The 24,838-nt window shown below is 72.3% G+C and carries 26 protein-coding genes; 18 read left to right on the forward strand and 8 right to left on the reverse strand.

Annotated features, from left to right (window positions below; all coding sequences use genetic code 11):
* Positions 1-121 precede the first annotated feature (121 nt).
* Together mscL and Voc01_RS22310 are read left to right on the forward strand one after the other, a co-directional pair.
* Positions 122-514 (forward strand): large conductance mechanosensitive channel protein MscL, encoded by a 393-nt coding sequence (gene mscL, locus Voc01_RS22305; RefSeq protein ID WP_203929433.1) that lies wholly within the window; start codon positions 122-124, stop codon positions 512-514.
* 84 nt (positions 515-598) lie between these two features.
* Positions 599-946 (forward strand): DUF3099 domain-containing protein, encoded by a 348-nt coding sequence (locus tag Voc01_RS22310; protein WP_203929434.1) that lies wholly within the window; start codon positions 599-601, stop codon positions 944-946.
* Positions 947-1,613: 667 nt separating this feature from the next.
* On the opposite strand, the gene Voc01_RS22315 is transcribed toward Voc01_RS22310, so the two are convergent.
* Together Voc01_RS22315 and Voc01_RS22320 are read right to left on the reverse strand one after the other, a co-directional pair.
* On the reverse strand, positions 1,614-2,483 hold the full coding sequence (locus tag Voc01_RS22315; RefSeq protein WP_203929435.1) for a carbohydrate kinase family protein: 870 nt from the start codon (positions 2,481-2,483) through the stop codon (positions 1,614-1,616).
* The gene (locus tag Voc01_RS22320) at positions 2,480-3,361 is read right to left on the reverse strand and encodes a pseudouridine-5'-phosphate glycosidase (protein WP_239160392.1); all 882 of its coding nucleotides are present in this window, start codon (positions 3,359-3,361) and stop codon (positions 2,480-2,482) included. The genes Voc01_RS22315 and Voc01_RS22320 overlap by 4 nt, the downstream gene beginning before the upstream one ends.
* A 55-nt stretch (positions 3,362-3,416) precedes the next feature.
* On the opposite strand from Voc01_RS22320, the gene Voc01_RS22325 reads away from it, so the two are divergent.
* The 3 genes from Voc01_RS22325 (at position 3,417) to Voc01_RS22335 (ending at position 6,144) form a co-directional block, all read left to right on the forward strand.
* Entirely contained in the window at positions 3,417-3,992 is a 576-nt protein-coding gene (locus tag Voc01_RS22325) for a hypothetical protein (RefSeq protein ID WP_203929437.1), read from the forward strand.
* 33 nt (positions 3,993-4,025) lie between these two features.
* Positions 4,026-4,286: a DUF3039 domain-containing protein gene (locus Voc01_RS22330; protein ID WP_203929438.1), complete on the forward strand. Its 261-nt coding sequence runs from the start codon at positions 4,026-4,028 to the stop codon at positions 4,284-4,286.
* Positions 4,287-4,404: 118 nt separating this feature from the next.
* A complete protein-coding gene (locus tag Voc01_RS22335; RefSeq protein ID WP_203929439.1) occupies positions 4,405-6,144 on the forward strand; it encodes a DEAD/DEAH box helicase in 1,740 nt (579 codons plus the stop codon).
* 438 nt (positions 6,145-6,582) lie between these two features.
* Here Voc01_RS22335 and Voc01_RS22340 read toward each other — a convergent pair whose 3' ends face one another.
* Both Voc01_RS22340 and Voc01_RS22345 read right to left on the reverse strand, forming a co-directional pair.
* Positions 6,583-6,816 (reverse strand): DUF7455 domain-containing protein, encoded by a 234-nt coding sequence (locus Voc01_RS22340; protein WP_203929440.1) that lies wholly within the window; start codon positions 6,814-6,816, stop codon positions 6,583-6,585.
* A 152-nt stretch (positions 6,817-6,968) separates the two neighbouring features.
* Positions 6,969-8,558 carry an RNA polymerase sigma factor gene (locus tag Voc01_RS22345; RefSeq protein ID WP_203929441.1) on the reverse strand — a complete coding sequence of 530 codons (1,590 nt, stop codon included), beginning with the start codon at positions 8,556-8,558 and terminating at the stop codon, positions 6,969-6,971.
* Positions 8,559-8,798: 240 nt separating this feature from the next.
* Here Voc01_RS22345 and Voc01_RS22350 point away from each other — a divergent pair, with 240 nt between their 5' ends.
* Positions 8,799-9,605 carry an inositol monophosphatase family protein gene (locus Voc01_RS22350; RefSeq protein ID WP_203929442.1) on the forward strand — a complete coding sequence of 269 codons (807 nt, stop codon included), beginning with the start codon at positions 8,799-8,801 and terminating at the stop codon, positions 9,603-9,605.
* On the opposite strand, the gene Voc01_RS22355 is transcribed toward Voc01_RS22350, so the two are convergent.
* Positions 9,602-10,132: a LytR C-terminal domain-containing protein gene (locus Voc01_RS22355; RefSeq protein ID WP_203929443.1), complete on the reverse strand. Its 531-nt coding sequence runs from the start codon at positions 10,130-10,132 to the stop codon at positions 9,602-9,604. The genes Voc01_RS22350 and Voc01_RS22355 overlap by 4 nt on opposite strands.
* A gap of 342 nt (positions 10,133-10,474) precedes the next feature.
* Between Voc01_RS22355 and Voc01_RS22360 the strand changes: the two genes are divergently transcribed.
* A complete protein-coding gene (locus Voc01_RS22360; RefSeq protein ID WP_203929444.1) occupies positions 10,475-10,771 on the forward strand; it encodes a DUF4193 domain-containing protein in 297 nt (98 codons plus the stop codon).
* Between the two features lie 85 nt (positions 10,772-10,856).
* Positions 10,857-11,600, forward strand: coding sequence for a hypothetical protein (locus Voc01_RS22365; RefSeq protein WP_203929445.1), 744 nt, complete (start codon positions 10,857-10,859; stop codon positions 11,598-11,600).
* Here the strand turns inward: Voc01_RS22365 and Voc01_RS22370 are convergent.
* On the reverse strand, positions 11,589-12,098 hold the full coding sequence (locus Voc01_RS22370) for a DUF3093 domain-containing protein (protein ID WP_203929446.1): 510 nt from the start codon (positions 12,096-12,098) through the stop codon (positions 11,589-11,591). The genes Voc01_RS22365 and Voc01_RS22370 overlap by 12 nt on opposite strands.
* A 23-nt stretch (positions 12,099-12,121) precedes the next feature.
* Here Voc01_RS22370 and dut point away from each other — a divergent pair, with 23 nt between their 5' ends.
* The 4 genes from dut (at position 12,122) to Voc01_RS22390 (ending at position 14,502) form a co-directional block, all read left to right on the forward strand.
* The gene (dut, locus tag Voc01_RS22375) at positions 12,122-12,586 is read left to right on the forward strand and encodes a dUTP diphosphatase (RefSeq protein ID WP_203929447.1); all 465 of its coding nucleotides are present in this window, start codon (positions 12,122-12,124) and stop codon (positions 12,584-12,586) included.
* A 23-nt stretch (positions 12,587-12,609) separates the two neighbouring features.
* Entirely contained in the window at positions 12,610-13,374 is a 765-nt protein-coding gene (locus tag Voc01_RS22380) for a DUF3710 domain-containing protein (RefSeq protein ID WP_203929448.1), read from the forward strand.
* A 79-nt stretch (positions 13,375-13,453) separates the two neighbouring features.
* On the forward strand, positions 13,454-13,834 hold the full coding sequence (locus Voc01_RS22385; protein WP_203929449.1) for an OB-fold nucleic acid binding domain-containing protein: 381 nt from the start codon (positions 13,454-13,456) through the stop codon (positions 13,832-13,834).
* On the forward strand, positions 13,831-14,502 hold the full coding sequence (locus Voc01_RS22390) for a DUF3159 domain-containing protein (RefSeq protein ID WP_203929450.1): 672 nt from the start codon (positions 13,831-13,833) through the stop codon (positions 14,500-14,502). Before Voc01_RS22385 ends, Voc01_RS22390 begins: the two co-directional genes overlap by 4 nt.
* On the opposite strand, the gene Voc01_RS22395 is transcribed toward Voc01_RS22390, so the two are convergent.
* Together Voc01_RS22395 and Voc01_RS22400 are read right to left on the reverse strand one after the other, a co-directional pair.
* Positions 14,447-15,184 (reverse strand): potassium channel family protein, encoded by a 738-nt coding sequence (locus Voc01_RS22395; RefSeq protein ID WP_203929451.1) that lies wholly within the window; start codon positions 15,182-15,184, stop codon positions 14,447-14,449. The genes Voc01_RS22390 and Voc01_RS22395 overlap by 56 nt on opposite strands.
* Positions 15,181-15,849 carry a potassium channel family protein gene (locus Voc01_RS22400; RefSeq protein ID WP_203929452.1) on the reverse strand — a complete coding sequence of 223 codons (669 nt, stop codon included), beginning with the start codon at positions 15,847-15,849 and terminating at the stop codon, positions 15,181-15,183. The genes Voc01_RS22395 and Voc01_RS22400 overlap by 4 nt, the downstream gene beginning before the upstream one ends.
* Positions 15,850-15,939: 90 nt before the next feature.
* On the opposite strand from Voc01_RS22400, the gene Voc01_RS22405 reads away from it, so the two are divergent.
* From Voc01_RS22405 to Voc01_RS22430, 6 genes are all read left to right on the forward strand, one after another.
* Positions 15,940-17,952 (forward strand): APC family permease, encoded by a 2,013-nt coding sequence (locus Voc01_RS22405; RefSeq protein ID WP_203929453.1) that lies wholly within the window; start codon positions 15,940-15,942, stop codon positions 17,950-17,952.
* Positions 17,952-19,142: a class I SAM-dependent RNA methyltransferase gene (locus Voc01_RS22410; protein ID WP_203929454.1), complete on the forward strand. Its 1,191-nt coding sequence runs from the start codon at positions 17,952-17,954 to the stop codon at positions 19,140-19,142. Before Voc01_RS22405 ends, Voc01_RS22410 begins: the two co-directional genes overlap by 1 nt.
* Before the next feature lie 229 nt (positions 19,143-19,371).
* The gene (dxs, locus tag Voc01_RS22415) at positions 19,372-21,276 is read left to right on the forward strand and encodes a 1-deoxy-D-xylulose-5-phosphate synthase (RefSeq protein ID WP_203929455.1); all 1,905 of its coding nucleotides are present in this window, start codon (positions 19,372-19,374) and stop codon (positions 21,274-21,276) included.
* A 187-nt stretch (positions 21,277-21,463) separates the two neighbouring features.
* Positions 21,464-22,783, forward strand: a complete 1,320-nt coding sequence (locus Voc01_RS22420; RefSeq protein WP_203929456.1) for an outer membrane protein assembly factor BamB family protein — start codon at positions 21,464-21,466, stop codon at positions 22,781-22,783.
* Complete coding sequence (locus tag Voc01_RS22425; RefSeq protein ID WP_203929457.1) at positions 22,768-24,150, forward strand: outer membrane protein assembly factor BamB family protein; 1,383 nt, start codon at positions 22,768-22,770, stop codon at positions 24,148-24,150. The genes Voc01_RS22420 and Voc01_RS22425 overlap by 16 nt, the downstream gene beginning before the upstream one ends.
* 27 nt (positions 24,151-24,177) lie before the next feature.
* Positions 24,178-24,837, forward strand: coding sequence for a response regulator transcription factor (locus tag Voc01_RS22430; RefSeq protein WP_203929458.1), 660 nt, complete (start codon positions 24,178-24,180; stop codon positions 24,835-24,837).
* Position 24,838: the final 1 nt, after the last annotated feature.

Raw genomic sequence — 24,838 nt, forward strand, 5'->3', positions numbered from 1 at the left:
GGACGCGGGACGCATCGATCGCGCACGATACGGAGCCGTGGTGGCCGGTGGGCTGCCGTCATCGGAAGCTCCGTCGTCACCCTGGGTCGCGGGCGCTACCGGGTGGCCCTAAGCTTCCTGCGTGCTCAAGGGATTCAAGGACTTCATCTCGCGCGGCAACGTCATCGACCTTGCCGTCGGCGTTGTCATCGGCGCCGCCTTCACGGCCGTCGTCACCGCACTCACCACGTCGTTCCTCAAGCCGGCGATCCAGTTGATGGGCGGCGGCAAGGAACTGGCCGGAACCTGGAAGGTCCGCGAGGTCGTCTTCGACTGGGCCGGCTTCATCAACGCGTGCATCGCGTTCCTGCTGACCGCGCTCGCCCTGTACTTCCTGGTCGTGCTCCCGATGAACAAGCTCGCCGAGCGTCGCAAGCGCGGCGAGGAGCCCGAGCCCGAGGCCCCGGCCGAGGACATCCGGCTGCTCACCGAGATCCGCGACGCGCTCATCGCCCAGCAGCACCGCCGCATGTGATCCTCGCCGTCATCCGCTCGCCCAACCGACGCGTTCGTGCCGTCGGCTGGGCGAGCGGCGGGTGACGGTGCAAGACTCGACAACGTGCGACGCAGCCGACCCGCGTTGGTCATCACCGATGCGGCGCAGAACCCCGCCGACGAGCTCCGCCGGCGCCAGACCCGCTACATCGTGATGATGCTCGTCCGGGCCGGGTGCCTGATCCTGGCCGCCGTGCTGGCGATGGCGCACGTCCCGCTGCTGGCCCTGTGGGTGTCCCTGTGCCTGGTGGGCGCTGTGCTCCTGCCCTGGCTCGCGGTGATCCTCGCCAACGACCGCGGCCCCCGGCCGGAGTACAAGCTGGCCAACCGCTTCCGCCGCCCGACCCCGCAGCCCCCGGCCCAGCGCACCCTCCCCCAGCGCGAGCACCCCCGCATAATCGACGCCGACTGACCTCTCACCGCATCGCGCGTCCGCGCTTGCGCGACACGCCGCGCCGCGCCCTTGCGCGACACACCGTCCGCTCCTCCCGCGACGTGCTGCCCGCTCCCGTGCCGCGCCGCGCCGCCCGGCTCCCGCGACGTGCCGCTCGCTCCCGCGACGTGCCGCCCGGCTCCCGCGACGTGCCGCTCGCTCCCGCGACGTGCCGCGCCGCCCCCGCCCGCTCCTGCACCGCCACCCCGGCCCCGCGCCCCGCTCCCGCGTAGCGCCGCCGCCCCGCGCCGCCCCGCGGCGCACCGCGTGTGTCGATCTTGCAGTTGTGGCCCCTTATAAATCATCGGAAAGCGCCATAAAAGGGCGGCCACAACTGCAAGATCGGCGCGGACGCGGTAGCAGCGACGTGCGGACGGGTTTGCGTGCGGGGACGGGGATGGTGTCGGTGGCGCGTTCGGGTTCGGCGGCGGGACTGCAGGCCTGGGTAGCGCGTGCGGGTGTGGTGGCGGGGCTGGGAGCCTGGGTGGGGCGTGCGGACCTCGGTGGCGTGCGGGCCCAGGTGGCGCGCGTGCGGCCGTGGCGCCACGCCGCCCGTAGCCGTGCCACGCCGCCCGTAGCCGTGCCGCCCTGTCGACGCCACCCACCGGGGCGGGCAGGAGGGCGCAGGGGCAGGTGCGGGGAGGCGCTACGGGCGGGCGCCCACCCGTGAAACCGCCTCCGCGCCCCGCAGTGCGCCAGCCCGCATGGCCGCCTCGGCGTCGGCGCCGGCCAGCCTGGCCGCCAGGTAGCCGGCGGCGAAGGCGTCGCCCGCGCCGGTCGGGTCGGCCACCTCGGCCGGGGCTGGTGGGACGGCCAGCGTCCGCGTGCCGTCGGACCAGATTGCGCCAGCGGCGCCGTGCTTGAGCACTACCTCGCCGCCGAAGGTGGTGGCCACATGGGACGCACCCGGGTCGGGGGCCTCCGGTGGGGAGCCGAGGATCGCCCGCGCCTCGTCGGCGTTTGCGAACAGGACGCGCGCTGCGCCGGTCCAGGACAGGAAAGTGGAACCACCGACGGAGCGCAACGGCGCCGCGGACGCCGCGTCGACGGACGCCGTCGCACCGGCCGCCGTGACCGCGGCGATGCCGGCGGCGCGCGTGCGGGGGTCGAAGAACGTGTAGCCGGAGACGTGCACCAGCGCGGCACCCGCCAGCACCGGCTCGACGTCGGCCGGGGTGAGCAGGGCGTTGGCGCCTCTGTCGGCGAGCATCGTGCGGTCGCCGCCACCGGAGAGGACCACGATCGAGCCGCTCGTCGCGCCCGGAGCGACCCGCACCGCGCACCGCACGCCCAGCGAGCGCAGCTCGGCCAGCCGTGCCTCGCCGGCCGCGTCGTCGCCGACGACACCGACCAGGGTCACGTCGACGCCCAGGTGCGCCAGCCACGCCGCGGTGTTCGCGGCCGACCCGCCTCCGGTGATCGTGATCCGCGCGTCGGTGTCGGAGCCCGGAGCCAGCGGCGGCCCGTGGACCGCCACGATGTCGGTGACCACGTCGCCGACGACGACCACCGTCATCCGAGTGCGGTGGCGATCTGCGCGCCCAGCGAGGCGTTGCGCAGGATGATGCGGATGTTCGCGGCCAGGCTGGCGCCGCCGGTGGCGGCGTGGAAATGGGCCAGCAGGTACGGGGTGACGTCCTTGCCGGTGATCCGGCCACGGGTGAGGCCGGCCATCGCCTCGGCGAGCACGCGGTCGTGCAGCGCCGGGTCGATCTGCTCGTCGGCGGGCAACGGGTTCGCGACCAGCACGGCCGCGTCCGACACGCGGGCCCGGAGTACCTCGGCGACCTCCGCCGGCGACGACGCCGACCAGTCCAGGCCGAAGCCGGAGTCGCGCAGGTAGAAACCGGGGAAGCGGTCGGTGCGGTAGCCGAGCACGGTGATGCCGAGCGTTTCCAGCCGCTCCAGGGTCGCGCCCACGTCGAGGATCGACTTCACGCCGGCGCACACCACCGCGATCGGGGTGCGGGCCAGCGTGCTCAGGTCGGCCGACTCGTCGAACGGCGCGTCGCGGTGGACGCCGCCGAGTCCGCCGGTGGCGAAGACCGCGATGCCCGCGCGCGCGGCCAGCGTCGCGGTCGCGGCCACCGTCGTCGCGCCGTCAGCTTTTTTCATGGACGCGGGTGCGAGGTCACGGACCGACAACTTGACGACGCCGTCGGCGGTGGCGAGGTGCTCGATCTCGGCGTCGGAGAGCCCCACGACGAGCCGCCCGCCGATCATGCCGATCGTGGCCGGCACCGCGCCTGCCGCCTCGACGGTCTTCTCGATCTCGCGGGCCACCCGCAGGTTGTCGGGCCGGGGCAGACCGTGCGAGATGATCGTGCTCTCCAGTGCCACCACCGGGCGCCCGGCGGACAACGCCGCCTCGACCCGCGAACCCAAGCTGATCACGGAAGCGAATTTACCGGCTGACAGGCCCCGGCCGCCGGTGGAAGGATGCGCGGCCATGGGGGTACTCGCTCGTCGGATCGTCGGTTGGGTGCTGCTGGTGCTGGCGGTGCTGCTGTTGGTGCTGTTCGTGCTCGGCACGTGGAACCCGGCCGACCTGGTGGTGTTCTGGCGGTACGGCCGCAACCCGGTGCTCGGCGCCGTGATCGTGTTCGGGCTGTTCTTCGTCGCCAGCTGGCTGGTGATGCCGGTGACCAACGAGGCGGCGCAGCCCTGGCGGGCCCGGGTGCGGATCACGCTCGGGCTCCTGCTGCTGGTCAGCCTCATCGGGTACGGGCTGTTCGGGACCTGGTTCGTCCCCGACTACCGCATCGTGGCCACGTCGCCCGACGGCCAGCGGACGATCGTCATGTACGACCCAGGCACGACCCTGCAGCGCCTGCACGTGTGGGCCGGCACGGGCCTCGGCCGGAAGTACGCGGGGGAGATCGGCTACCCGTGCGGCCCCACCGTCGTGACGTTCGAGGGCACCGACACCGTGCTGATCTCCACCTCGTACCTCGACAAGCGCATCAGCCTCGACCACGGCACCGGCCGGCCGCAGCAGGTGCTCGGTCCGTCCTGCTCCGGCTGAGCCGGCGCCGGCACCGGCTGGCAGACTGGACGGGTGACGACTCCGGAGAAGGGTGGCGACGTCCTCACCGACGAGCGCACCGAAGAAGCCACCGACTACCGCTACGACCCCGGCGACGAGGAGCGGTTCTCGCACTACGCGCCGAAGGACAAGATCATGCAGGCCATGATCGAGGGCACGCCGGTGCGGGCACTGTGCGGCAAGCTCTGGGTGCCTTCGCGTGACCCGAAGCGGTTCCCGGTCTGCCCGGTCTGCAAGGACCTCTACGAGAACGTCGTTCAGAACGACGACTGAGCCCTGTGCGCGGCATCCGCCTGGTCGGGTGCCGCGCGGGTAAAATCCCTCGGGACGCCTTCGCGGCTCTGCTCGCCGCGGGGGCGCTGTTTGTGTGCGCTGTGACCGAAGGGGGCTCATGCCACCGCGCCCGAATCCACAGGACAGCCCGGACCTGCGTGCCTGGCAGCGCAAGGCGCTCGTGGAGTACCTCCGGCGGCGGAGCGAGGACTTCCTGGCGGTCGCCACCCCTGGCGCCGGCAAGACGACGTTCGCGCTGCGCATCGCCGCCGAGCTGCTCGCCGACGGCACGGTCGAGGCGGTCACCGTGGTGGCGCCGACGGAGCACCTGAAGGCGCAGTGGGCGTCGGCGGCCGGCCGGGTGGGCATCCACCTCGACCCGACGTTCCGCAACGCCGACGTGCACTCCGCGGCCGACTTCCACGGCGCGGTGGTGACGTACGCCCAGGTCGGCATGGCCCCGCAGGTCCACCGGCGGCGCACGATGACCCGCCGCACGCTGGTGATCCTCGACGAGATCCACCACGCCGGCGACTCCCGCTCGTGGGGCGACGGCATCTACGCCGCGTTCGAGCCCGCTGTACGCCGCCTGGCGCTCACCGGCACGCCGTTCCGCACCGACGAGAACCCCATCCCGTTCGTGCGCTACGAGCGCGGCGGAGACGGGCTGCAGCGGTCGAAGTCCGACAGCGTGTACGGGTACGCCGACGCGCTGCGCGACGGCGTCGTGCGTCCCGTGATCTTCCTGGCCTACTCGGGCGAGACCCGCTGGCGGACCTCCGCCGGCGACGAGCTCGCGGTGCGGCTCGGCGAGCCCATGACCTCCGACGTCACCGCGCACGCCTGGCGCACCGCCCTGGACCCCAAGGGCGACTGGATGCCGCAGGTGCTGCGCGCCGCCGACGCCCGCCTGCAGGTCAAGCGCGCCGGTGGCATGCCCGACGCCGGCGGCCTGGTGATCGCCAGCGACCAGAACTCGGCCCGCGCCTACGCCCGGCTGCTGGAGCGGATCACCGGCGAGAAGGCGGTGGTCGTGCTCTCCGACGACGTGGGCGCCTCGGCCCGCATCGCCTCGTTCGCGCGGGGAGACGAGCGCTGGCTGGTCGCGGTGCGCATGGTGTCGGAGGGGGTCGACATCCCCCGGCTGGCGGTCGGGGTCTACGCGACGAACGCGTCGACGCCGCTGTTCTTCGCCCAGGCCATCGGACGCTTCGTGCGGGCCCGCCTGCCCGGCGAGACGGCCACCGTGTTCCTGCCGTCGGTGCCGCACCTGCTGGGGCTGGCGAGCGAGATGGAGGCCCAGCGCAACCACGTGCTCGGCGAGCCCAAGTCACCCGACGGCTTCGACGACGACCTGCTCGAACGGGCGCAGAAGTCGGAGAAGGCCAGCGGCGAGCTGGAGAAGAAGTTCGAGTCCCTGTCGTCGTCGGCCGAGCTCGACCAGGTGATCTTCGACGGCGGCACGTTCGGCGTGCCCGCCCAGGCCGGCACGCCCGAGGAGGAGGAGTACCTCGGCCTGCCCGGGCTGCTCACCCCCGACCAGGTCTCGGCGCTGCTCACCAAGCGCCAGGCGGCCCAGCTGGCGGCGCAGAAGAAGCAGCGGTCGGCCGCTCCCGCCCCCGCGAACGCCTCCCCGAACGCGGCCCCGGCGTCGGCCGGCCCGCGCACCGCGGGGGAGCGGCGCCTGGCATTACGCCATCAGCTGAATGCTCTGGTGAACGCCCATCACCACCGGACCGGCCTGCCCCACGGCAAGATCCACGCCGAGCTCCGGCGCCTGTGCGGCGGCCCCCCGAGCGCCCAGGCCACGATCGAGCAGCTCGAGGAGCGCATAGCAACCGCCCAGACCATGAAGTAACCGCGCTGCCTGTGGCGCTCCTGCGCGCTCCTCCGCCCCCGCCGATCTTGCAGTTGTGGCCGCACCTATGTGGCGACATGTCGTGTTTTAGGCGGGGCCACAACTGCAAGATCGGCGCGCCACTGCCACCCGGCGGCGCGCCACCGCCACCCGGCGGCGCGCCACCGCCACCCGGCGGCGCGCCACTGCCACCCGGCGGCGCGCCACCGCCACCCCGGCGGCGCGGCGCGTCGGCGGCGCGCTCACCCTCGTCGGATCGCCGCCTGGGCCTCGCCCCGGGCAGGATCCGCCCGGCACGCCCTGGCGGACAGCAGAAGGCCCCCGGAGCACTCGCGGCTCCGGGGGCCTCTGTCGGTACAGGTGCCGTGACGAGGGCTTCCGGTGCGAAGCGCCGAAGCGCCCCCGTCGGGTGCCGGCGCTGGGCGCCGGCCGGGTATGTCAGTTGGGCTTGAGGTCGTGCCCGCGCCACGTGAAGTCGGACGCGACCGCTACCTCAACCGCGATCTTCACCAGTTCTTCCGCGTACTTGTTGGCGTGATGTCCGCAGAAAATCAGCTCGCCACCTTCGGCCAGCCGGACCCGCAGCTTTGCGGCTGCGCTGCATCGGTCGCACCGTTCATCGGCGGCGAAGGGCGCCACCGTTTCCGGCGGCGGCGTGAGGGTCGGGGTCATCGCCTACCTCCTATCGTCACCGACGTTGTAGAACCTCGGGTTCCTTGCTACCACGTCACCATCAACAACAGGTGACGTGGCATCGTTCCCGCCTTACCCACGGGATGCGGATCACATTCCGGGGAGGCCTGAACGCAATCATGACACCACGGTCAGTCAAGGTAGTCCCGGAGGACCTGGGAGCGCGACGGGTGACGCAGTTTTGACATCGTCTTGCTCTCGATCTGCCGGATCCGCTCGCGGGTGACCCCGTAGACCTGGCCGATCTCGTCGAGCGTGCGAGGCTGCCCGTCGGTGAGGCCGAACCGCAGCCTGACCACGCCCGCCTCGCGCTCGGACAGGGTCTGGAGCACCTGCTGGAGCTGGTCCTGCAGCAGCGAGAACGACACCGCGTCGACCGCGACGACCGCCTCGGAGTCCTCGATGAAGTCGCCGAGCTGGCTGTCGCCCTCGTCACCGATCGTCTGATCGAGTGAAATCGGCTCCCGTGCGTACTGCTGGATCTCCAGGACCTTTTCGGGCGTGATGTCCATCTCTTTGGCCAGTTCCTCAGGGGTGGGCTCGCGCCCGAGGTCCTGAAGAAGCTCGCGCTGGATGCGGCCGAGCTTGTTGATCACTTCGACCATGTGCACCGGGATGCGGATGGTGCGGGCCTGGTCGGCCATGGCGCGGGTGATGGCCTGGCGGATCCACCAGGTGGCGTAGGTGGAGAACTTGTAGCCCTTGGTGTAGTCGAACTTCTCGACCGCCCGGATGAGGCCGAGGTTGCCTTCCTGGATGAGGTCGAGGAACGCCATGCCGCGGCCGGTGTACCGCTTGGCCAGCGACACCACGAGGCGGAGGTTCGCTTCGAGCAGGTGGTTCTTGGCCCGCTCGCCGTCGCGGCCGATCCACTCGAGGTCGCGCCGCATCGGGATCTGCAGGGGCTCGCCGGAGTCCTCCTCGGCCGCGCGCAGCCGCTCGGCGGCGTACAGCCCGGCCTCGATGCGCTTGGCGAGCTCGACCTCCTGCTCGGCGTTGAGCAGCGGGACCTTGCCGATCTGCTTCAGGTAGGCCCGCACCGAGTCGGCCGACGCGGTCATCTCCGCGTCCTTGCGGGCCTGCTTCAGCGCCTCGGACTCGTCGTCGTCCCACGCGAAGTCGTCGGAGTCGCTCTGGGCGTCGGCCTCGGCCGCCTGCGCCAGCTCCGGCGTCTCCTCGACGGGAACGTCCTCGATCTCGGCCGCGAGTTCCTCGGCCTCGGCCTCGAGTTCGGCGGCACCCGGCTCGTCGCCGCCCTCGGCGGGAGTCGCGGCGGGGTCGCCCGGCTTGGCGGGTGCGGCCTTGGCCGCCGCCTTCGCCGGAGCGGCCTTGGCCGGGCCCGCGGCCTTCGCGGCGCGCTTGGCCGGCGCCGGCTTGGGTGCGGCCTTCGCCTCGCCGGCCGCTGCCGGCTTCGCGTCGGGTGTGGCCACGGCGGCGGGACGGGCCTCGGCGCGCGCCGTGGCGGCCTTGGACGCGGGCGTGGTGGCCCGTGCCGCGGCGACCCGGCGACGCCCGTTGCCCGACTCGTCGACCACCACGGTGACCCCCGCGTCGGCGAGGCTGCGGAGCAGCTTCTTCGCCTGTGCGGCGTTCACGTCTGCGGACTCGACGGACGCGGCCAGCTCCGCGGAGGTCAACTGACCACCGTTAGCGGCCGCGCGGGCGATCAGCGCGTCGGCTAGCGATCGGATGTCGGCGCCAGTCTGGCGGGCAGCTGTCACGAAGCGACCTTCCCGTGTCTTTCAGCTCGCGGGCTTGGCGGTGGGCCGGGCCTCGCGTCGAGCGGGCGTGCATAAAAACGGCGGACCCGGGCAGGGGAGGACCGAACTCGGGGGCCGGGTGGTGGTCTGTCGTCCCGGGCCTTGAAGCACGGGCAGGGGTGAATTGTAACGCCGCCGTCCCGGATCCTCCGACCACGCCGCCGCGCGCCCCGCGAACCCGTCCTGCCAGGATGGACATCCGTGGCGGATCCCCAGGAGTTGCTCGCGGTCGCGGTGACCATCGCGCGGTCGGCGGCCGACCTCGCCCGCACCCTGCGCGCGCAGGGCATCGGCGAGGTCAGCACGAAGTCGACGCCGACCGACGTGGTGACGGCGGCCGACAAGGCGGTCGAAAACCATGTGATCGAGGTTCTTCATCAGAGCCGTCCCGACGATGCGGTCCTCGGAGAAGAGACGGGCCAGACCGGCGGAAAGGTTGCCTCCTCCGCCGTGCGGTGGATCCTCGATCCCATCGACGGCACCGTGAACTACCTGTACGGCCTGCCCCAGTACGCGGTTTCGCTCGCCGCCGAGGTCGGCGGCACGGTCGTCGCGGGCGTGGTGCACAACCCGGCGACGGGCGACGAGTGGACCGCGACCCGCGGCGGCGGCGCCTGGCGCGCCGGGCGCCGGCTCACCGGCTCCGGGGTCACCGACCTCGGGCAGACCCTGGTCGGCACCGGGTTCGGGTACGACCCGGCCCGCCGGGCGCACCAGGCGGCGGTGCTGGCCGGTCTGCTGCCCCGGATCCGTGACATCCGCCGGATCGGCGTGGCCTCGATCGACCTGTGCCTCGCCGCGGAGGGCGCGCTCGACGCCGTCTACGAGAAGGGCCTCAACCCCTGGGACTACGCCGCCGGCGGCCTGGTGGCGTCGGAGGCGGGCCTGCTCGTCACCGGGCTCCGGGGCGAGCCGGCCGGGCCGGGCTTCCTGATGGCGGCCCCGCCGGCCGTACACGGCCTCCTGCACGACGAACTCGTCGCCCTCGACGCCGCGGGCGGTCCCTAGGCGTTCGCGTCGCAGGTGCCGGGTGGCAGCACCGGTTCGCCGGCCTGGCCGAGCGACTGCCGCTGCTCGGTGAACGTCGCCAGCTCCAGGTACTTGGTGCCGATCACCACGTCGATGGTGTCGTCCTCACGACTGATGTCGAACTTCTTCGTGGCATCGTTGAGCAGGAACGCGCTCACCACCCACGCGGCACCGACGGTCTTCGGTCCGTACCGGATCTCGGCCACGGCCTCCAGCACGGGTGGCGGCGCGGTCTCCTCCTTGAGCACGGTGAACTGCCGGCTCCGGAAGTCGTTCGCCACCTGTCCGGCCAGCCCCGGAGACGAGGTCGCGTTGAACACGTTCAGCTTGATGCCGGAGTTGTCGTCGGGCATCCGCAGGTCGGCCGGCACGTCGCCGGTCTGGCAGTTGGCCGCGACCGTCGCGTCGTCCTGCTTGTCGCGGACGATCGCGACCACCACGAAGATCGTGGCGCAGACGACGAGCACACCCACGACGATCAGTGCCCGAAGGCGCGCAAAGCTCAAGGCGACCGCTCCCCCTGCAAGACCACGTTCAGGACCACATTCAGGACCACGTCTTTGTCGATCGCCGTTGAGGGTAGCGTCCAACCGGTCACGGGCAGGTCACCAGCGGCCCCCGTGGCGGCCGCAACCGGCCGGGGCGGTCGTCCGTTGTCACTCGGGCGGGTGTCGGCTGGGTCACATCGGGAACAAGTTCCCGCCCCCAGGCGTACAAATTCCACGCCTGGCAGGGTAAGGTGCCGCGCGCCACCGGCGAATCGCGGTGCGCGGGTACGAAATCGACGGGTTGCGGTGTTACACCGGGAGCGACAGCCCGGCGCGAGAAACATAGGAGCGTGACAACCGATGGCCACCGACTACGACGCCCCTCGGCGAGACGAGGTCGACCTCGGCGAGGACAGCCTCGAGGAGTTGAAGTCCAGGCGGGTCGACGCTCAGTCGGCCATCGTCGACGTCGACGAGGCTGAGGTCGCCGAGAGCTTCGAACTTCCCGGGGCCGACCTGGCCGACGAGGAGCTGACCGTGCGGGTCCTGCCCATGCAGGCCGACGAGTTCCGCTGCTCGCGGTGCTTCCTGGTCCACCACCGCAGCCAGCTGGCGGCGGAGCGGAACGGGGAGTACATCTGCCGCGAGTGCGCCTGACCTGTACCGGGTATGGCAGAGCGACAGTGGCCTCCCGGGCCGGCCGGCCCGGACAGGCCACCGACCGACTCGCAGGAGGCGCGACATGGCAGAGCCGGATCCGGACCTGACCGAGACCGTCAAAGAGCTAGCTGAAGAAGATGTCCAACCGGCCCGGCGGCGAAAGCTGCTGGGCCGGCTTGTCAGGGATCAGACAGCCAAGCAGGGTGTCCGGGACCTGTTCAAGCCGAAGAAGGCGGCCGCGTGGATGGCCGACGCGATCGCCGACATCGTGCCGCACCTGCCGGTCCGCGACCTGGAGACGCTGCGCCGGCACTACGACGGCCTCGACGGCGAGCGGCTGGCCGAGCGGCTGGTGCGCAACGCGTCCCGGGTCACCGCGGGGATCGGCGCGGCCGGCGGTGGGGTCGCGGCGGTCGAGTGGGTCGCCACACCGACGCTGCTCTCCGCGCCGGTGCTGCTGGCGGCCGAGACCGTGGCGGTCGTGGCCGTCGAGATGAAGCTCATCGGCGAGCTGCACGAGGTCTACCGGCAGCCGGTGCCCGGCACCGGCGCCCAGCGCGCCGTCGAGCTGGTGCAGGCGTGGGCACAGCAGCGCGGCGTCAACCCGCTGGCGCCCGGCCGGGGCATCACCACGGCCCTCGGGGTGGCCGCCCGCAAGGAGCTGCGCGACCGGCTGCTCAAGCGGATGGGCCGCAACCTCACCACCCTGGGCCCGCTGCTCACCGGCGCGGCCGTCGCGGGCTTCCTGAACCGCAAGGCCACCCAGTCGCTGGGCGAGAAGATCCGCGAGGATCTCGCCGCGAAACAGCGGGAGCTAGCGCCCTGACCCCACGCGGGCTGCGTCGATTGCTGCGGCGAGTTCGGTGGCGCGGCGGCTGCTGACCACCCAGTAGGGCGTCGGGTCGTCGGGGTCGTCCAGATCGACCCGTACCGCTGTGCCCACCCAGGGCCGCTGGACCACGAACGCGTAGGGCTCGGCCCCCGGGCCGAGGAGATCGCGCGTCTGCAGCGCGCTCAGCGGCGTCACGGCGCCGACGTACCGCAGGGGCAGGCGCGCGTCGTCCACCTGAAGCTCGTCTGCGGTGACCGCGACGCGGACGCGACCGGCCCACCAGAGCACGCCCACGACGGCGGGCACGAGCACCACGTACGGCAGGATCGTCGCGTACCCGGGCGCACCCAGGTACACCTCGGCCGCGAGCAGCGCGGCCGTGGCCGGCGCCGCCAGCCACCACCAGAGGGGCACACCGAGGCGTTCGCGGTACACGGGATAGAGGGTACGTGCGAGGCCGTACCGGGCCAGTGGCAGAGTGGGTCCGACCATCCCGATCCGGAAGGAACCCGCACGTGTCCGAAAGCGTCCCGGTGCCGCTGCGCCGCCTCGACCCGGACCTGCCGGTGCCCGCCTACGCGCACCCCGGCGACGCCGGTGCCGACCTCCTCGCGGCCCGCGAGGTCGAGCTGGCACCCGGCGAGCGGGCGCTGGTGCCGACCGGGGTGGCGATCGAGCTGCCCGACGGGTACGTCGGGCTGGTGCACCCGCGTTCGGGGCTGGCCGCCCGGCTGGGGGTCACGGTGCTCAACGCGCCGGGAACGGTCGACTCCGGGTACCGCGGGGAGATCCTGGTCAACCTGATCAACCACGACCGCGTTAACGTGGCGAAGATCTCCCGGGGTGACCGGATCGCCCAACTGGTCGTTCAGCGGGTGGAGCGGGCCCGGTTCGTCCCCGTCGACGAGCTGGCCGATTCCAGTCGGGGCGCTGGTGGTCACGGTTCGACCGGTGGACACTCGGGCTTGCCCGGGCAATAAGCGCAGTCTTTCGGAGGCACAAGGTGATCTTCTCGCGGAAGCGGGACAGTGGCCGCCACGCGGCGCCGCGGCGCGAGCGTGACGAGGTGGCCCAGTACGACGACGTCGAAGACGTCGTCGACGACGACGACGCCGAACAGGGTCCGTGGGACATCTCCGACGCACCCGACGGGTTCGGCGGGCTCGACCTGGGCAGCCTGCACGTGCCCGTGCCCAAGGGCGTCGAGCTGCGGGTGCAGGCCGACCCCGACGGCCAGATCCAGCAGGTGCTGCTGGCCAGCGGTGAGAGCGTGCTGCAGCTGGGCGTGTTCGCCGCGCCGCGCTCCGAGGGCATCTGGGACGAGGTCCGCGAGGACATCCGCAAGCAGCTCTTCAGCGACGGCGTGGCGGCCGAGGACGGCACCGGCGAGTACGGGCCGGAGCTGCGGGCGCGGGTGCGGACCCCCGACGGGCTCACCGACATCCGGTTCGTCGGCGTCGACGGGCCGCGGTGGATGGTGCGCGCGGTCTACCAGGGGCCGGCGGCGACCGACCCGACCGCGGCCGCGCCCCTCGACGCGGTGCTGCACGGCCTGGTGGTCGACCGCGGCGGTGCCGCGATGCCGGTGCGCGAGCCGCTGCCGTTGACGCTGCCGAAGGACCTGGCCGAGCAGGCGCAGGCCCAGCAGGCGGCGGCCGACCCGGTCGAGGAGGCCGCACCGGCGGAGCCCCGCAAGCCGGCCCCGGCGGGTCGCGGTGGCCAGGCGGGCACCCGCCGCCGTCCTTCGCCCCGTCCTCGCCGCGGGTGACACTGGCTTTGTGGCCGTGAACCGCGATGATGGATGGAGTGGTCGTCCCAGCCGGCCACGAGGGGATGACGACACCGCCATGGCCACTGATGAGCGCCCCAACCCGGTGAGCAGGTTCTTCCGGCGGATGTTCGCGTCCGAGGAGGAGATCGAGGCGGAGGAGCTGCAGCGCGACGCCGCCAAGGTCGGTTGTACGCCGGTGTGCGACGTCCGGCGCGGCGAACTGGCCACGGTCACGGGGCGGCTGCGTACCGTCGTGTACACGCCGCGCACCACGCTGCCGACCCTCGAGGCCGAGCTCTACGACGGCAGCGACCTGGTCACGCTGGTCTGGCTGGGCCGTCGGCACATTCCGGGCATCCAGCCCGGCGCCGCGATCACGGCCAAGGGACGGATCGCCGTCCGGGAGAAGCGCAAGGTCATCTACAACCCGTACTACGAGCTGGAAGCGGTCACATGACGCGGCCCGAGCGCACGGCGGAAGATCCGGTATCCCCGAACGGGTCGGGCGAGCTCCCGCCGTTCTCCGAGCAGCTGGCCGAGCAGCTCGGCGGTTGGCGCGGGCTGGTCGAGTCCAGCATCCCGGTAACGGTGTTCGTGATCGCGAACATCATCCTCGAGCTGCGGCCGGCGATCATCGTCGCGGTCTCGTCGGGCCTGCTCATCGCCGTGTTCCGGCTCATCCGCCGGCAGTCGGTGCGGCACGCGGTCAACGGGCTGTTCGGCATCTTCGTCGGCGCGTTCATCGCCTGGCGCAGCGGCGACGCCCGCGACTTCTACCTGCCCGGCATCCTCATCAGCGCCGGCTACGCGGTGGCGCTGATCCTGTCGGCGGTGTTCCGCTGGCCGCTGGTCGGCTGGATCTGGTCGGTGGTGCTCGACGGCGGGAAGACCCGCTGGCGCGAGGACCCGGTGCTGCTGAAGGCGTTCGGCTGGCTCACCGTGCTGTGGGCGACCGTCTACATCGCGAAGGTCGGCATCCAGTACGGGCTGTACCTCGCCAACGAGGAGTCGCTGCTCGGCATCGCCCGGATCGCGCTCGGCTGGCCGCCCTACGCGATCCTGCTCGCGATCACGGTTTGGTCCGTGCGGCGCGTGACCCGGCACCAGCAGCCCGGGGCGGTGTAGACGCCCGCGTCTTCTCGACGCTGTCGGCTCCCAGCACCACGATCCGCACCGCCTCCTCCACCGCGGCCGTGCACACGAACACCAGCTCGTCGCCGCTCTCCAGCGGGGCGTCGGGGGTGGGCACGAGCACGCGCTTGCCGCGCAGGATCGCCACGAGCGCCGCGTCCGGTGGCAGCGGCACGTCGCGCACCGGGCGTCCCACGAACGGCGCGGTCTCTGGCAGCGTGATCTCCACGAGGTTGGCCTCGCTCTGCCGGAACGTCATGAGGCGCACCAGGTCGCCGACGCTCACCGCCTCCTCGACCAGCGCGGCCATGAGACGCGGCTTGCTGACCGAGACGTCGACGCCCCACTGCTCGGTGAACAGCCACTCGTTCTCGGCCCGGTTCACCCGGGCGACGACCCGGTTGACCGCGAACTCGGTCTTCGCCAGCAGCGACACCACCAGGTTGACCTTGTCGTCGCCGGTGGCGGCGACCACGACGTCGCACCCGGAGAGGTCGGCCTCCTGCAGGCTCGACAGCTCGCAGGCGTCGGCGAGGATCCATTCGGCCTGCGGCACCCGCTCGGGGCGCAGCGTGGCCGCGTCGCGCTCGATGAGCATCACCTGGTGCCCGTTCTCGATGAGCTCCTGGGCGATCGAGCGCCCGACGTTGCCGGCTCCGGCGATCGCGATCCTCATGCGTGCCTCTCCTCGGGCGGAGCCGCCGTGATCTTGCGGACCGAGCCGGCGATGGTGTCGTCGACCAGCATGAACACCTGGTCGCTGTCCTGGAGGGCCATCGAGGCGGTGGGCAGCACGCTCGCGCCGAAGCGCATCACGTACGCCACACGGGCACCGGACGCCTCCTCCAGGGCCCGCACCGCCCGCCCGATCCAGCCGGGGTGCAGCGGGATCTCCACGATCGCGATCGTGCTCGTCGGGTCGCGCCAGATCTCGAGGAGGTCGTCGCGCACGATGTGGCGGAGCATGCGGTCGGCCGTCCAGCGGACGGTGGCCACCGTCGGGATGCCGAGCCGCTCGTAGACCTCGGCCCGTTTGGCGTCGTAGATGCGGGCGACGACGCGCTCGACGCCGAACGTCTCGCGGGCCACCCGGGCGGCGATGATGTTGGAGTTGTCGCCGTTGGAGACGGCCGCGAACGCGTCTGCCCGCTCGATGCCGGCGTTGACGAGGATGTCGCGGTCGAACCCGACGCCGGTGATGGTAAGGCCCTGGAAGTCGGCGCCGAGGCGCCGGAACGCGTCGGCGTTCACGTCGATCACCGCGACCGTGTTGCCGCGGCGTTCCAGGCTCTGCGCCAGGGTCGAACCGACCCGGCCGCAGCCCATGATCACAACGTGCACGAGACGCCCTTTCCGAATCCCCGGTGAACCCACTGGGGAGCATCCCATGCGCGCGTGTTCCGTGTGTGTACGGGCGTACTCTGGTGACTCGTGCCGAGTCCCACCTCGATCCTCAAACGGCTGCTCGTCGGCCGCCCCTTCCGGTCGGACCGGCTGCAGCACACGCTGCTCCCGAAGCGCATCGCGCTGCCGGTGTTCGCGTCCGACGCGCTGTCGTCGGTGGCGTACGCGCCCGACGAGATCCTGCTCACCTTGTCCATCGCAGGCGCGGCGGCCTACATGTGGTCGCCGTGGGTGGCCCTGGCGGTGGCCGTCGTGATGGTCACGGTGGTGGCGTCGTACCGGCAGAACGTGCACGCGTACCCGTCCGGCGGCGGCGACTACGAGGTTGCCACGGTCAACCTCGGTCCGAAGTTCGGGGTGGCGGTGGCGAGCGCGCTGCTCGTCGACTACGTCCTCACGGTGGCGGTGTCGGTGTCGTCGGGGGTGGCGAACCTGGGCTCGGTGGTGCCGTTCGTCGCCACCCACAAGGTGCTGATCGCGGTGATCGCGGTCGCGGTGCTCACGGCGATGAACCTGCGCGGCATCAAGGAGGCCGGCGCGGCGTTCGCGATCCCGACCTACGGGTTCATGATCGTGATCCTGGGGATGCTGCTCACCGGGTTCGTCCGGATCCACCTCTTCGGCCAGGACCTGCAGGCGCCCAGCGCCGGCCTGGAGGTGGTTCCCGAGCCCGGGCACGAGGACCTCACCCAGTTCGCGTTCGCGTTCCTGCTCCTGCGGACGTTCTCGTCGGGCTGTGCGGCGCTCACCGGCGTGGAGGCGATCTCCAACGGGGTCCCGGCGTTCAAGCCACCGAAGAGCCGCAACGCCGCGACGACGCTGCTGCTGCTCGGCGCCGTCGCGATCACGATGATCATCGGGATCGTGACGCTGGCCCGCGACACCGGTCTGCAGTTCGTGGAGACGCCGGCCGACCAGATCCTGAACATCGGCGACTACGTGCAGAAGACCGTGACGGTGCAGCTGGCCGAGACCGTCTTCGGCTCGGGCACCATCCTGGTGCTGGTCGTGGCCGGCATGACCGCGCTGATCCTGTTCCTGGCGGCGAACACGGCGTTCTCCGGGTTCCCGGTGCTCGGCTCGATCCTGGCCCAGGACCGGTACCTGCCGCGCCAGCTGCACACCCGCGGCGACCGGCTGGCGTTCTCCAACGGCATCATCACCCTCGCCATCGCCGCGTGCGTGCTGATCGTGGCGTTCGAGGCCGAGATCACCCGGCTGATCAACCTGTACATCGTGGGGGTGTTCGTGTCCTTCACGCTGTCGCAGACCGGCATGGTGCGGCACTGGAACCGGCTGCTGCGCACCGAGCGCGACCCGAAGGTCCGCCGCCGCATGATCCGGAGCCGGTCGATCAACATGTTCGGCCTGACGCTCACCGGCATCGTGCTCGTGATCGTGCTGATCACCAAGTTCCTGCTCGGCGCGTGGATCGCGATCGCGGCGATGGCGGTGATCTACGCGATCATGCTGAGCATCAAACGGCACTACGACACCGTCGCGATGGAGCTGACCCCCACCGACGAGCGGCCGATGCTGCCCAGCCGCAACCACGCCGTGGTCCTCGTCAGCAAGCTGCACCTGCCCACGCTGCGGGCGGTGGCCTACGCCCGCGCGACGCGGCCGGACACGCTCACGGGCGTCACCGTGAACGTCGACGACGCCGACACGCGCCACCTCCAGGAGGAGTGGGAGCGCCGGGAGATCCCGGTGCCGCTGACCGTGGTCGACTCCCCGTACCGGGAGATCACCCGCCCGATCATCGACTACGTCAAGTCGCTGCGCCGCGACTCGCCCCGCGACGTGGTGACCGTCTACATCCCGGAGTACGTCGTCGGCCGCTGGTGGGAGAACCTGTTGCACAACCAGTCCGCGCTGCGCCTGAAGGGCCGGCTGCTGTTCGAGCCGGGCGTGATGGTCACCAGCGTCCCGTGGCAGCTCAAGTCGCTGGAGAACCGCAACATCGAGCGTCTCGACGCCACGTTCTCCCGCGGCCCGGCCCGCGGCCCCCGCGGCGAGGCCTCCCGGGAGCGTGACTGATGGAGGTCACGGTCGGGCCGGTGGCCCACGGCGGCCACTGCGTCGCGCGTCCCGACGACGGTCCCGTGCTCTTCGTGCGGCACGCGCTGCCGGGCGAGCGGGTGCGCGTCGCGGTCACCGAACGCAAGGCCGGCTTCTGGCGCGCCGACGCGGTCGAGATCCTCGAGCCCTCGCCCGACCGCGTCGAACCGCCGTGCCCGTTCGCCCGGCCCGGCGTCTGCGGCGGATGTGACTTTCAACACGCGTCGTCCGAGGCTCAGCGCGAACTGAAGGCCGCCGTCGTGCGCGAGCAGCTCGCGCGGCTCGCGCGCCGTCCCGATGTCGAAGTGCGGGTGGACGCGCTACGGGGCGATCTGCCAGGGGCAGCTTCGCGTGGAACCGCCCCTCGCTGGCGGTCCCGCGTGCAGTACGCGGTCGGCCGCGACGGCCGGCTGGGGTTCCACCCGTTCCGGTCCCATCGCGTCGTGCCCGTCGACGACTGCCCGATCGCGCTGCCGGCCGCCCTCGGTGTGCTCGCCGACCGGTGGTCGCCCGACCTGGCCTCGGTCGAGGTGGTCGCGTCGTCGGAGGGCGACGTGTCGGTGCTGACCCGGCGGTCGCGTACCGGCCGGGCCCGGGTGGTCGACGGTCCGGCCACGGTGCGCGAGGCGCTCGGTGACCGCGTGTTCGAGGTCGACGCCGACGCGTTCTGGCAGGTGCACCCGTCGGCGCCGGCGGTGCTGGTCGCCACCGTGCTCGACCTGCTGGCGCCGCAGCCGGGGGAGCGGGCCTGGGACCTGTACTCGGGCGCGGGCCTGTTCGCGTCGGCGCTCGCCGACGTGGTCGACCGGGTCACCGCCGTGGAGGGCGACGCGCGCGGCGTGGCCGCGGCCCGGCGCAGCCTCGCCGACCAGCCGAACGTGCACCTCGTCGAGGGCGACGTGCGGAAGGTCCTCGCCGGGCAGCCGCTGCGCTGGGTCGACGTGGTGGTGCTCGACCCGCCCCGGTCGGGCGCCGGCCGGGCGGTGGTCGAGGAGGTGGCCCGGCGCCGTCCCCGCGCGGTCGCGTACGTGGCCTGCGACCCGGCCGCGTTCGCGCGCGACGTGGCGACGTTCGCGGAGCACGGCTACGACCTGGCCGAGCTGCGGGCGTTCGACGCATTTCCGATGACCCACCACGTCGAGTGCGTCGGTCTGTTCACCCGCTCATAGGTCCGGGGCCGGGCCCGCTCCTCGCCCGCGCAGTCGACGCGTCGGCCGGGCTCGTGTCCCGTTTCTCCTGGTTTCCGTAGAGCGGTGGCAGGTACTTCACGGTGGTCCCTTCCGGCCCGGTTCCTCGACACGACGATTGTGGAGATTCATGGGAGATCCCTTTGGCCGGGGTGCGCCGATGGCCGACGCGGCTAGACTGGCCGCTCATGACCCAGTGGACGTGTGGCTCATGACCGCCGACGAGTCCCGCCTGATCGACCGCATCGACAGCCCCCAGGACCTGAAGGCGCTCAGCGTCGAAGAGGTCACTCTGCTCGCGGCGGAGATCCGCGACTTCCTGGTCGCCAAGGTGGCCCGCACCGGCGGACATCTCGGGCCGAACCTGGGCGTCGTCGAGATCACGCTGGCCCTGCACCGGGTCTTCGACTCCCCGAAGGACCGGATCCTGTTCGACACGGGTCACCAGGCGTACATCCACAAGATCGTCACCGGCCGCCGGGACGGGTTCGACATGCTGCGGCTGCGTGGTGGCCTAACGGGCTACCCGAGCCAGGCCGAGAGCGAACACGACATCATCGAGAACTCGCACGCCTCGACGGCGCTGTCCTACGCCGACGGCCTGTCCAAGGCCTTCGCCCTGCGCGGCGAGAAGCGCTGGGTGGCCGCGGTCGTCGGTGACGGCGCGCTCACCGGCGGCATGTGCTGGGAGGCGTTGAACAACATCGCCGCCGCGAAGAACCCGGTCGTGATGGTCGTCAACGACAACGGCCGCAGCTACTCACCCACGATCGGCGGCCTCGCCGAGCACCTGTCGACGCTGCGGCTGAACCCCGGCTACGAGAAGGTGCTCGACCTCGTCAAGGAGTCGCTGGGCCGCACGCCGCTGGTCGGCGCGCCGCTGTACGAGGTGCTGCACGCGGTCAAGCGGGGCATCAAGGACGCGGTGGCGCCGCAGGCGATGTTCGAGGATCTCGGCATCAAGTACGTCGGTCCGGTCGACGGCCATGACCAGGCGGCGATGGAGTCGGCGCTGAGCCGGGCGAAGGGCTTCGGCGGCCCGGTGATCGTCCACGCCGTCACGCGCAAGGGCTACGGCTACCGGCCGGCCGAGGACGACGAGGCCGACTGCCTGCACAGCCCGTCGACGTTCGACCCGGAGACCGGCAAGCCGCTCGCGCCGTCGTCGCTCAAGTGGACCGGCGTGTTCGCCGACGAGCTGGTGGCGATCGCCGACGAGCGCCCCGACATCGTGGGCATCACGGCCGCGATGGCCGGCCCCACCGGCATCGCGAAGCTGATGGCGAAGTATCCCGAGCGGGCCTACGACGTCGGCATCGCCGAGCAGCACGCCGCCACGTCCGCCGCGGGCCTGGCCATCGGCGGCCTGCATCCGGTCGTCGCGATCTACGCGACGTTCCTCAACCGCGCCTTCGACCAGGTACTGCTCGACGTCGCGATGCACAAGCTGCCGGTGACGTTCGTGCTCGACCGGGCCGGTCTCACCGGTCCCGACGGGCCGAGTCACTACGGCATCTGGGACATGTCGATCTTCGGCGTGGTGCCGGGGCTGCGCATCGCCGCACCGCGCGACCAGGCGACCCTGCGCGCCGAGCTGCGGGAGGCGGTCGCCGTCGAGGACGGTCCGACGATCGTGCGGTTCCCGACCGGCGCGGTGCCCGCCGACCTGCCGGCCGTCGACCGGGTCGGCCCGATCGACGTGCTCGTGCGCGACGACGGTGGCCGCAGGGACGTGCTGATCGTCGCGGTCGGCGCGATGGCGCACACCGCGGTCGAGGCCGCGGCGCGGCTGGCCGAGCAGGGCTACGGCGCCACGGTGGTCGACCCGCGGTGGGTGCGGCCGGTCCCGGTGGAGCTGGTCGGGTTGGCGACAGCGCACCGGCTGGTGGTCACGATCGAAGACGGTGTGCGCGCGGGCGGCGTGGGCGACGCGGTCGCCAAGACGCTGCGCGACGCGGGCGCGACCGTTCCGCTGCGTGACCTGGGTGTCGAGCCCGACTGGTACCCGCACGGCACGCGGCCGGAGCTGCTGACCGATCTCGGTCTCACCGCCCAGGACGTGTCCCGCACGGTCACCGGCTGGCTGGCCGGCATCGTGGCCGCCGCCGATCGATAGATGCCAATATTGGCCGCTGCGCCGTGTGGAAACGCCTCGCCCGAAGCACAATGGTGAGGTGCATCCGGAATTCGCGGCCGAATCGGTAGGTTCCAGTGGCCCAATCGTTATCGAATTAGGCGTTCTGGGGCACGACGACGAGGGTGACGAGTTCGGACCGACCGGCCGACCACGGCCCAGCCCGTGGATGGTCGTCCTGCTGATCCTGGCGTGCTGCACCGCGGGCGTCACGGCGGCGGCCCAGCCGGCCGCCGCCGCCCGGCTCGTCTTCTCGGCGGCCGGAGTGGTCGACTCGCCGCAGGTCGTCGGCGACAACCTCCTCGCCACCGTCGAGGGGCCCGGCGGCACCCAGGTCACGTCCTACGACCTCGACACCGGCGCGGTGCGGTGGGAGTTCGCCCCACCCCGGCGCATGCTCGTGCAGCCGGCCGGCGACACGGTCGTCGTCGCGCCGGTGTCGTGCAGCCTGCGGTCGTCGTTCCAGACGTACGGCATCGACGCGGCGTCGGGCGAGCGCCGGTGGGAGATCCGCGGCGCGCCGCTCTGGCTCGTCGAGGGCGCCCCGCTGGTCGTCATCAAGCAGACCCAGCGCTGCTCCGAGGCCACCATCGGGTTCGACGCGCTGCCCGGCACCCAGGCCACCTGGATCGGGCTCGACCTCGCCACCGGCGAGACGCGCTGGGAGATCGACGTGCCGGCGGCCGTCAACCTCGCGGTCGGCGTCAACACCGGCGGACGGGCGAGCTGGCTGGCCATCGCCGAAGCCGGCGTGCTGACCACCTACGACCTCACCACCGGCCGCGACGTGGGGCGGTACGAGACCCCCGCCGGCACCACCCGGCCGTCCCTGCCCACGCGGATCCTCGGTGCGGGCGACCAGCTGCTCGTGGTCACCTCCTCGCGGGCCTACGTGCAGATCAGCGCGCACGAGATCCCGGGCCTGCGGCCGCTGTGGCAGAACACCGTACCGCCGTTGCGCAGCAACCGCATCGACCTCGACGGCGTCACCGCCCGCGACTGCGGGCCGGTGCTGTGCCTCGGACCGGCGACCGAGACCGTCGGGCTCGACCGCGGGAACGGAACGGAGCGCTGGCGGGCACCGGGGCGGCCGCTGCGGGTCGGCAGCGGGTACGCGTTGTTCATGAAGGCGCCGCCGGTGGCCGAGGCGCCCATGTTCGTGGTCCACGACCTCGCCACCGGTGACGCCGGCGCGGAGCTGCGCGACGCCGAGCTGCTCAACCGGACCTACGGCGATCCGCTGATGAGCCGGGCCAGCCAGGAGGAGGGCGAGGAGGGGCGCCTCTGGCAGCTGGACCTTTCCGCCGGCACGTTCAACACTGTGACCGTGCTACCGGGTCCGTTCGCCAACTGCGACACCGCCGGCCGGTACCTGGCCTGCCGCGACACCAACGGGCAGCTGTCGGTCTGGCGGCTGCCGGCCGACTGCGCCCCGTCGTGCGCCGGCCGCCCCTCCGCCCTGGGCCGGGCGCCGTGGCAGAAGCCCTGATCGATCTCGGTGACCTCGGCCGGGACGAGCCTCCACCGGCCGGGCCCCGCCCGTCGTGGCTGCGGCGGTGGCGGCAGCCGTCCCGGTCGCGGGCCGGTACTGCCTTCGGCGCCGTGGTCGTGGTGGTCGCGGCGCTGCTCATCGGTCCGGAGGCGCTGCCGCAGCCGGCGCGGTTCGCGGGTCCGGCCCGGATCCCGGGCTCCGGCGCCGACGAGTTCTTCATCGCGGGCGACGTCGTGGTGGTGCAGTCGGGCAACGACCGCGTGCTGCGCGCCTACACCTTCGACGGCACGCTGCGCTGGGCCACCGCGACGCCGGTCCAGCGGGCCGGCCCGTCGAGCGCGATCGACGGCGTCCTGCCGGTCGCCGCGCCCATGTGGCCCGGCCAGGTGGGCGGGCTGGACCTCGCCACCGGTCGGGTCCGCTGGACCGTCGACGGCAACCTCAACGGGGTCGCCGACGGCCTCTTCGTGATCGGCCGCGGCACCGTGGAGCCGGACCCGAACGTGCGCATGCGCGACCTCATCGGGATCGACCCCGCCACCGGGCGGGAGGTCTGGCACGCGATGATCCCGCCGCCGGCGCTGGGGGAGCGGCTGCTGGAGATCTACGGTGCCGGCAACCGGGTCGCCGCCCGGGCCCGGGTCCGCGCCGACGGCACCGCCGACCTGCTCGACCTGCGCACCGGGCGGTGGCGCACGATCTCGGCGGTGCCACCGGCGCCACCGGGTCCGGAGGCGCCGGCCCAGCCGGGCACGGCCGCCGGCTTCCAGGTCGGCCTGCGCGTCGGTGACGTCACGATGGTGTTCGCGGTCGGCGCGGAACCCGCCGAGGGCGCCTCCTACATCTCCCTGCCGGGTCTCCTGGTCGCATACGGTCCGGACGCGGCCGAGCCGCGCTGGACGCGGCCGACCACCACGTGGGCGCCGGCCCTGGCGTGCGGCCCGTGGATCTGCCTGGCCGACGGCGCCGACACGCAGGTAGTCGATCCGCAGACCGGTCGCGACGTCCGCCGGGTCGGCTGGCCGCACGTGCTCTCCGGCACCGACCGCCGGTTCCTCGGCCACGTCAACGTCGGCACCAACCTGCAGGTCGCGGTGTCCGACGCCGCCACCGGGAAGGTGCTGCACCGGCACCTCGGCTGGGACCTGGTGAGCCAGCGCTACGCCGACTGGACGCCGATCCTGCACCGTGACGGCGGGCTCGACTGGCGCCTGGCCACGCTGAACATGGAGACCGGCGTCGCCTACCCGCTCGGCGAGTTCCAGGCGGCCGGTCAGCGCTCCTGCCAGAGCGTCGCGACGCACGTCGCGTGCTCGGTGCGCTCGGGCGAGATCCTGGTCTGGCGCGTGGTCCCCTCCCGCTGACCCGCAACGGCCGTCGATAATCGCCGCATGCGGGTACTGGTGGTCGAAGACGAGCGCAACCTGGCCGACGCGATCGCCCGGGGGCTGCGGCGGCACGGGATGGCGGTCGACGTGTCGTACAACGGCTCCGAGGGGCACGAGCTGGCGATGGTGACCCGGTACGACGTCGTGGTGCTCGACCGCGACCTGCCCGGCATGCACGGCGACGAGATCTGCGCGGCGCTCGTCGAGTCGGGCGCGCTGACCCGCGTGCTGATGCTCACCGCGAGCGGCAGCGTCGCCGACCGGGTCGAGGGCCTGCAGCTCGGCGCCGACGACTACCTGCCCAAGCCGTTCGCCTTCGACGAGCTGGTGGCCCGGGTGCAGGCGCTCGGCCGGCGGGCCACCCCGGCGGCGCCGCCGGTGCTCTCCGTCGCCGACCTCGTGCTCGACCAGGGCCGCCGCACGGTCGAGCGGGGCGGCAAGCCGCTCGACCTGACCCGCAAGGAATTCGGCCTGCTGGAGGAGCTGCTCAAGGCGCATCCGGCCGTGGTCTCCAGCGAGGAGCTGCTGGAACGGGTCTGGGACGCCAACGCCGACCCGTTCACCACCACGGTGCGGGTGACGATGATGACGTTGCGCAAGAAGCTCGGCGAGCCACCGCTCATAGAAACAGTGGTCGGCGCGGGCTACCGGTTGCGGGCGTGAG

It is taken from the genome of Virgisporangium ochraceum (assembly GCF_016863655.1).
Taxonomy (GTDB): Bacteria; Actinomycetota; Actinomycetes; order Mycobacteriales; family Micromonosporaceae; genus Virgisporangium; species Virgisporangium ochraceum.

What these genes read in the sequence shown, in the direction of transcription:
- Voc01_RS22315 (WP_203929435.1), bottom strand. Translation starts at nt 2,483, where the DNA reads ATGACGGTGGTCGTCGTCGGCGACGTGGTCACCGACATCGTGGCGGTC.
- Voc01_RS22325 (WP_203929437.1), top strand. Translation starts at nt 3,417, where the DNA reads ATGGGGGTACTCGCTCGTCGGATCGTCGGTTGGGTGCTGCTGGTGCTG.
- Voc01_RS22335 (WP_203929439.1), top strand. Translation starts at nt 4,405, where the DNA reads ATGCCACCGCGCCCGAATCCACAGGACAGCCCGGACCTGCGTGCCTGG.
- Voc01_RS22340 (WP_203929440.1), bottom strand. Translation starts at nt 6,816, where the DNA reads ATGACCCCGACCCTCACGCCGCCGCCGGAAACGGTGGCGCCCTTCGCC.
- Voc01_RS22360 (WP_203929444.1), top strand. Translation starts at nt 10,475, where the DNA reads ATGGCCACCGACTACGACGCCCCTCGGCGAGACGAGGTCGACCTCGGC.
- Voc01_RS22365 (WP_203929445.1), top strand. Translation starts at nt 10,857, where the DNA reads ATGGCAGAGCCGGATCCGGACCTGACCGAGACCGTCAAAGAGCTAGCT.
- Voc01_RS22370 (WP_203929446.1), bottom strand. Translation starts at nt 12,098, where the DNA reads ATGGTCGGACCCACTCTGCCACTGGCCCGGTACGGCCTCGCACGTACC.
- Voc01_RS22385 (WP_203929449.1), top strand. Translation starts at nt 13,454, where the DNA reads ATGGCCACTGATGAGCGCCCCAACCCGGTGAGCAGGTTCTTCCGGCGG.
- Voc01_RS22390 (WP_203929450.1), top strand. Translation starts at nt 13,831, where the DNA reads ATGACGCGGCCCGAGCGCACGGCGGAAGATCCGGTATCCCCGAACGGG.
- Voc01_RS22395 (WP_203929451.1), bottom strand. Translation starts at nt 15,184, where the DNA reads ATGAGGATCGCGATCGCCGGAGCCGGCAACGTCGGGCGCTCGATCGCC.
- Voc01_RS22410 (WP_203929454.1), top strand. Translation starts at nt 17,952, where the DNA reads ATGGAGGTCACGGTCGGGCCGGTGGCCCACGGCGGCCACTGCGTCGCG.
- dxs (WP_203929455.1), top strand. Translation starts at nt 19,372, where the DNA reads ATGACCGCCGACGAGTCCCGCCTGATCGACCGCATCGACAGCCCCCAG.
- Voc01_RS22420 (WP_203929456.1), top strand. Translation starts at nt 21,464, where the DNA reads ATGGTCGTCCTGCTGATCCTGGCGTGCTGCACCGCGGGCGTCACGGCG.
- Voc01_RS22430 (WP_203929458.1), top strand. Translation starts at nt 24,178, where the DNA reads ATGCGGGTACTGGTGGTCGAAGACGAGCGCAACCTGGCCGACGCGATC.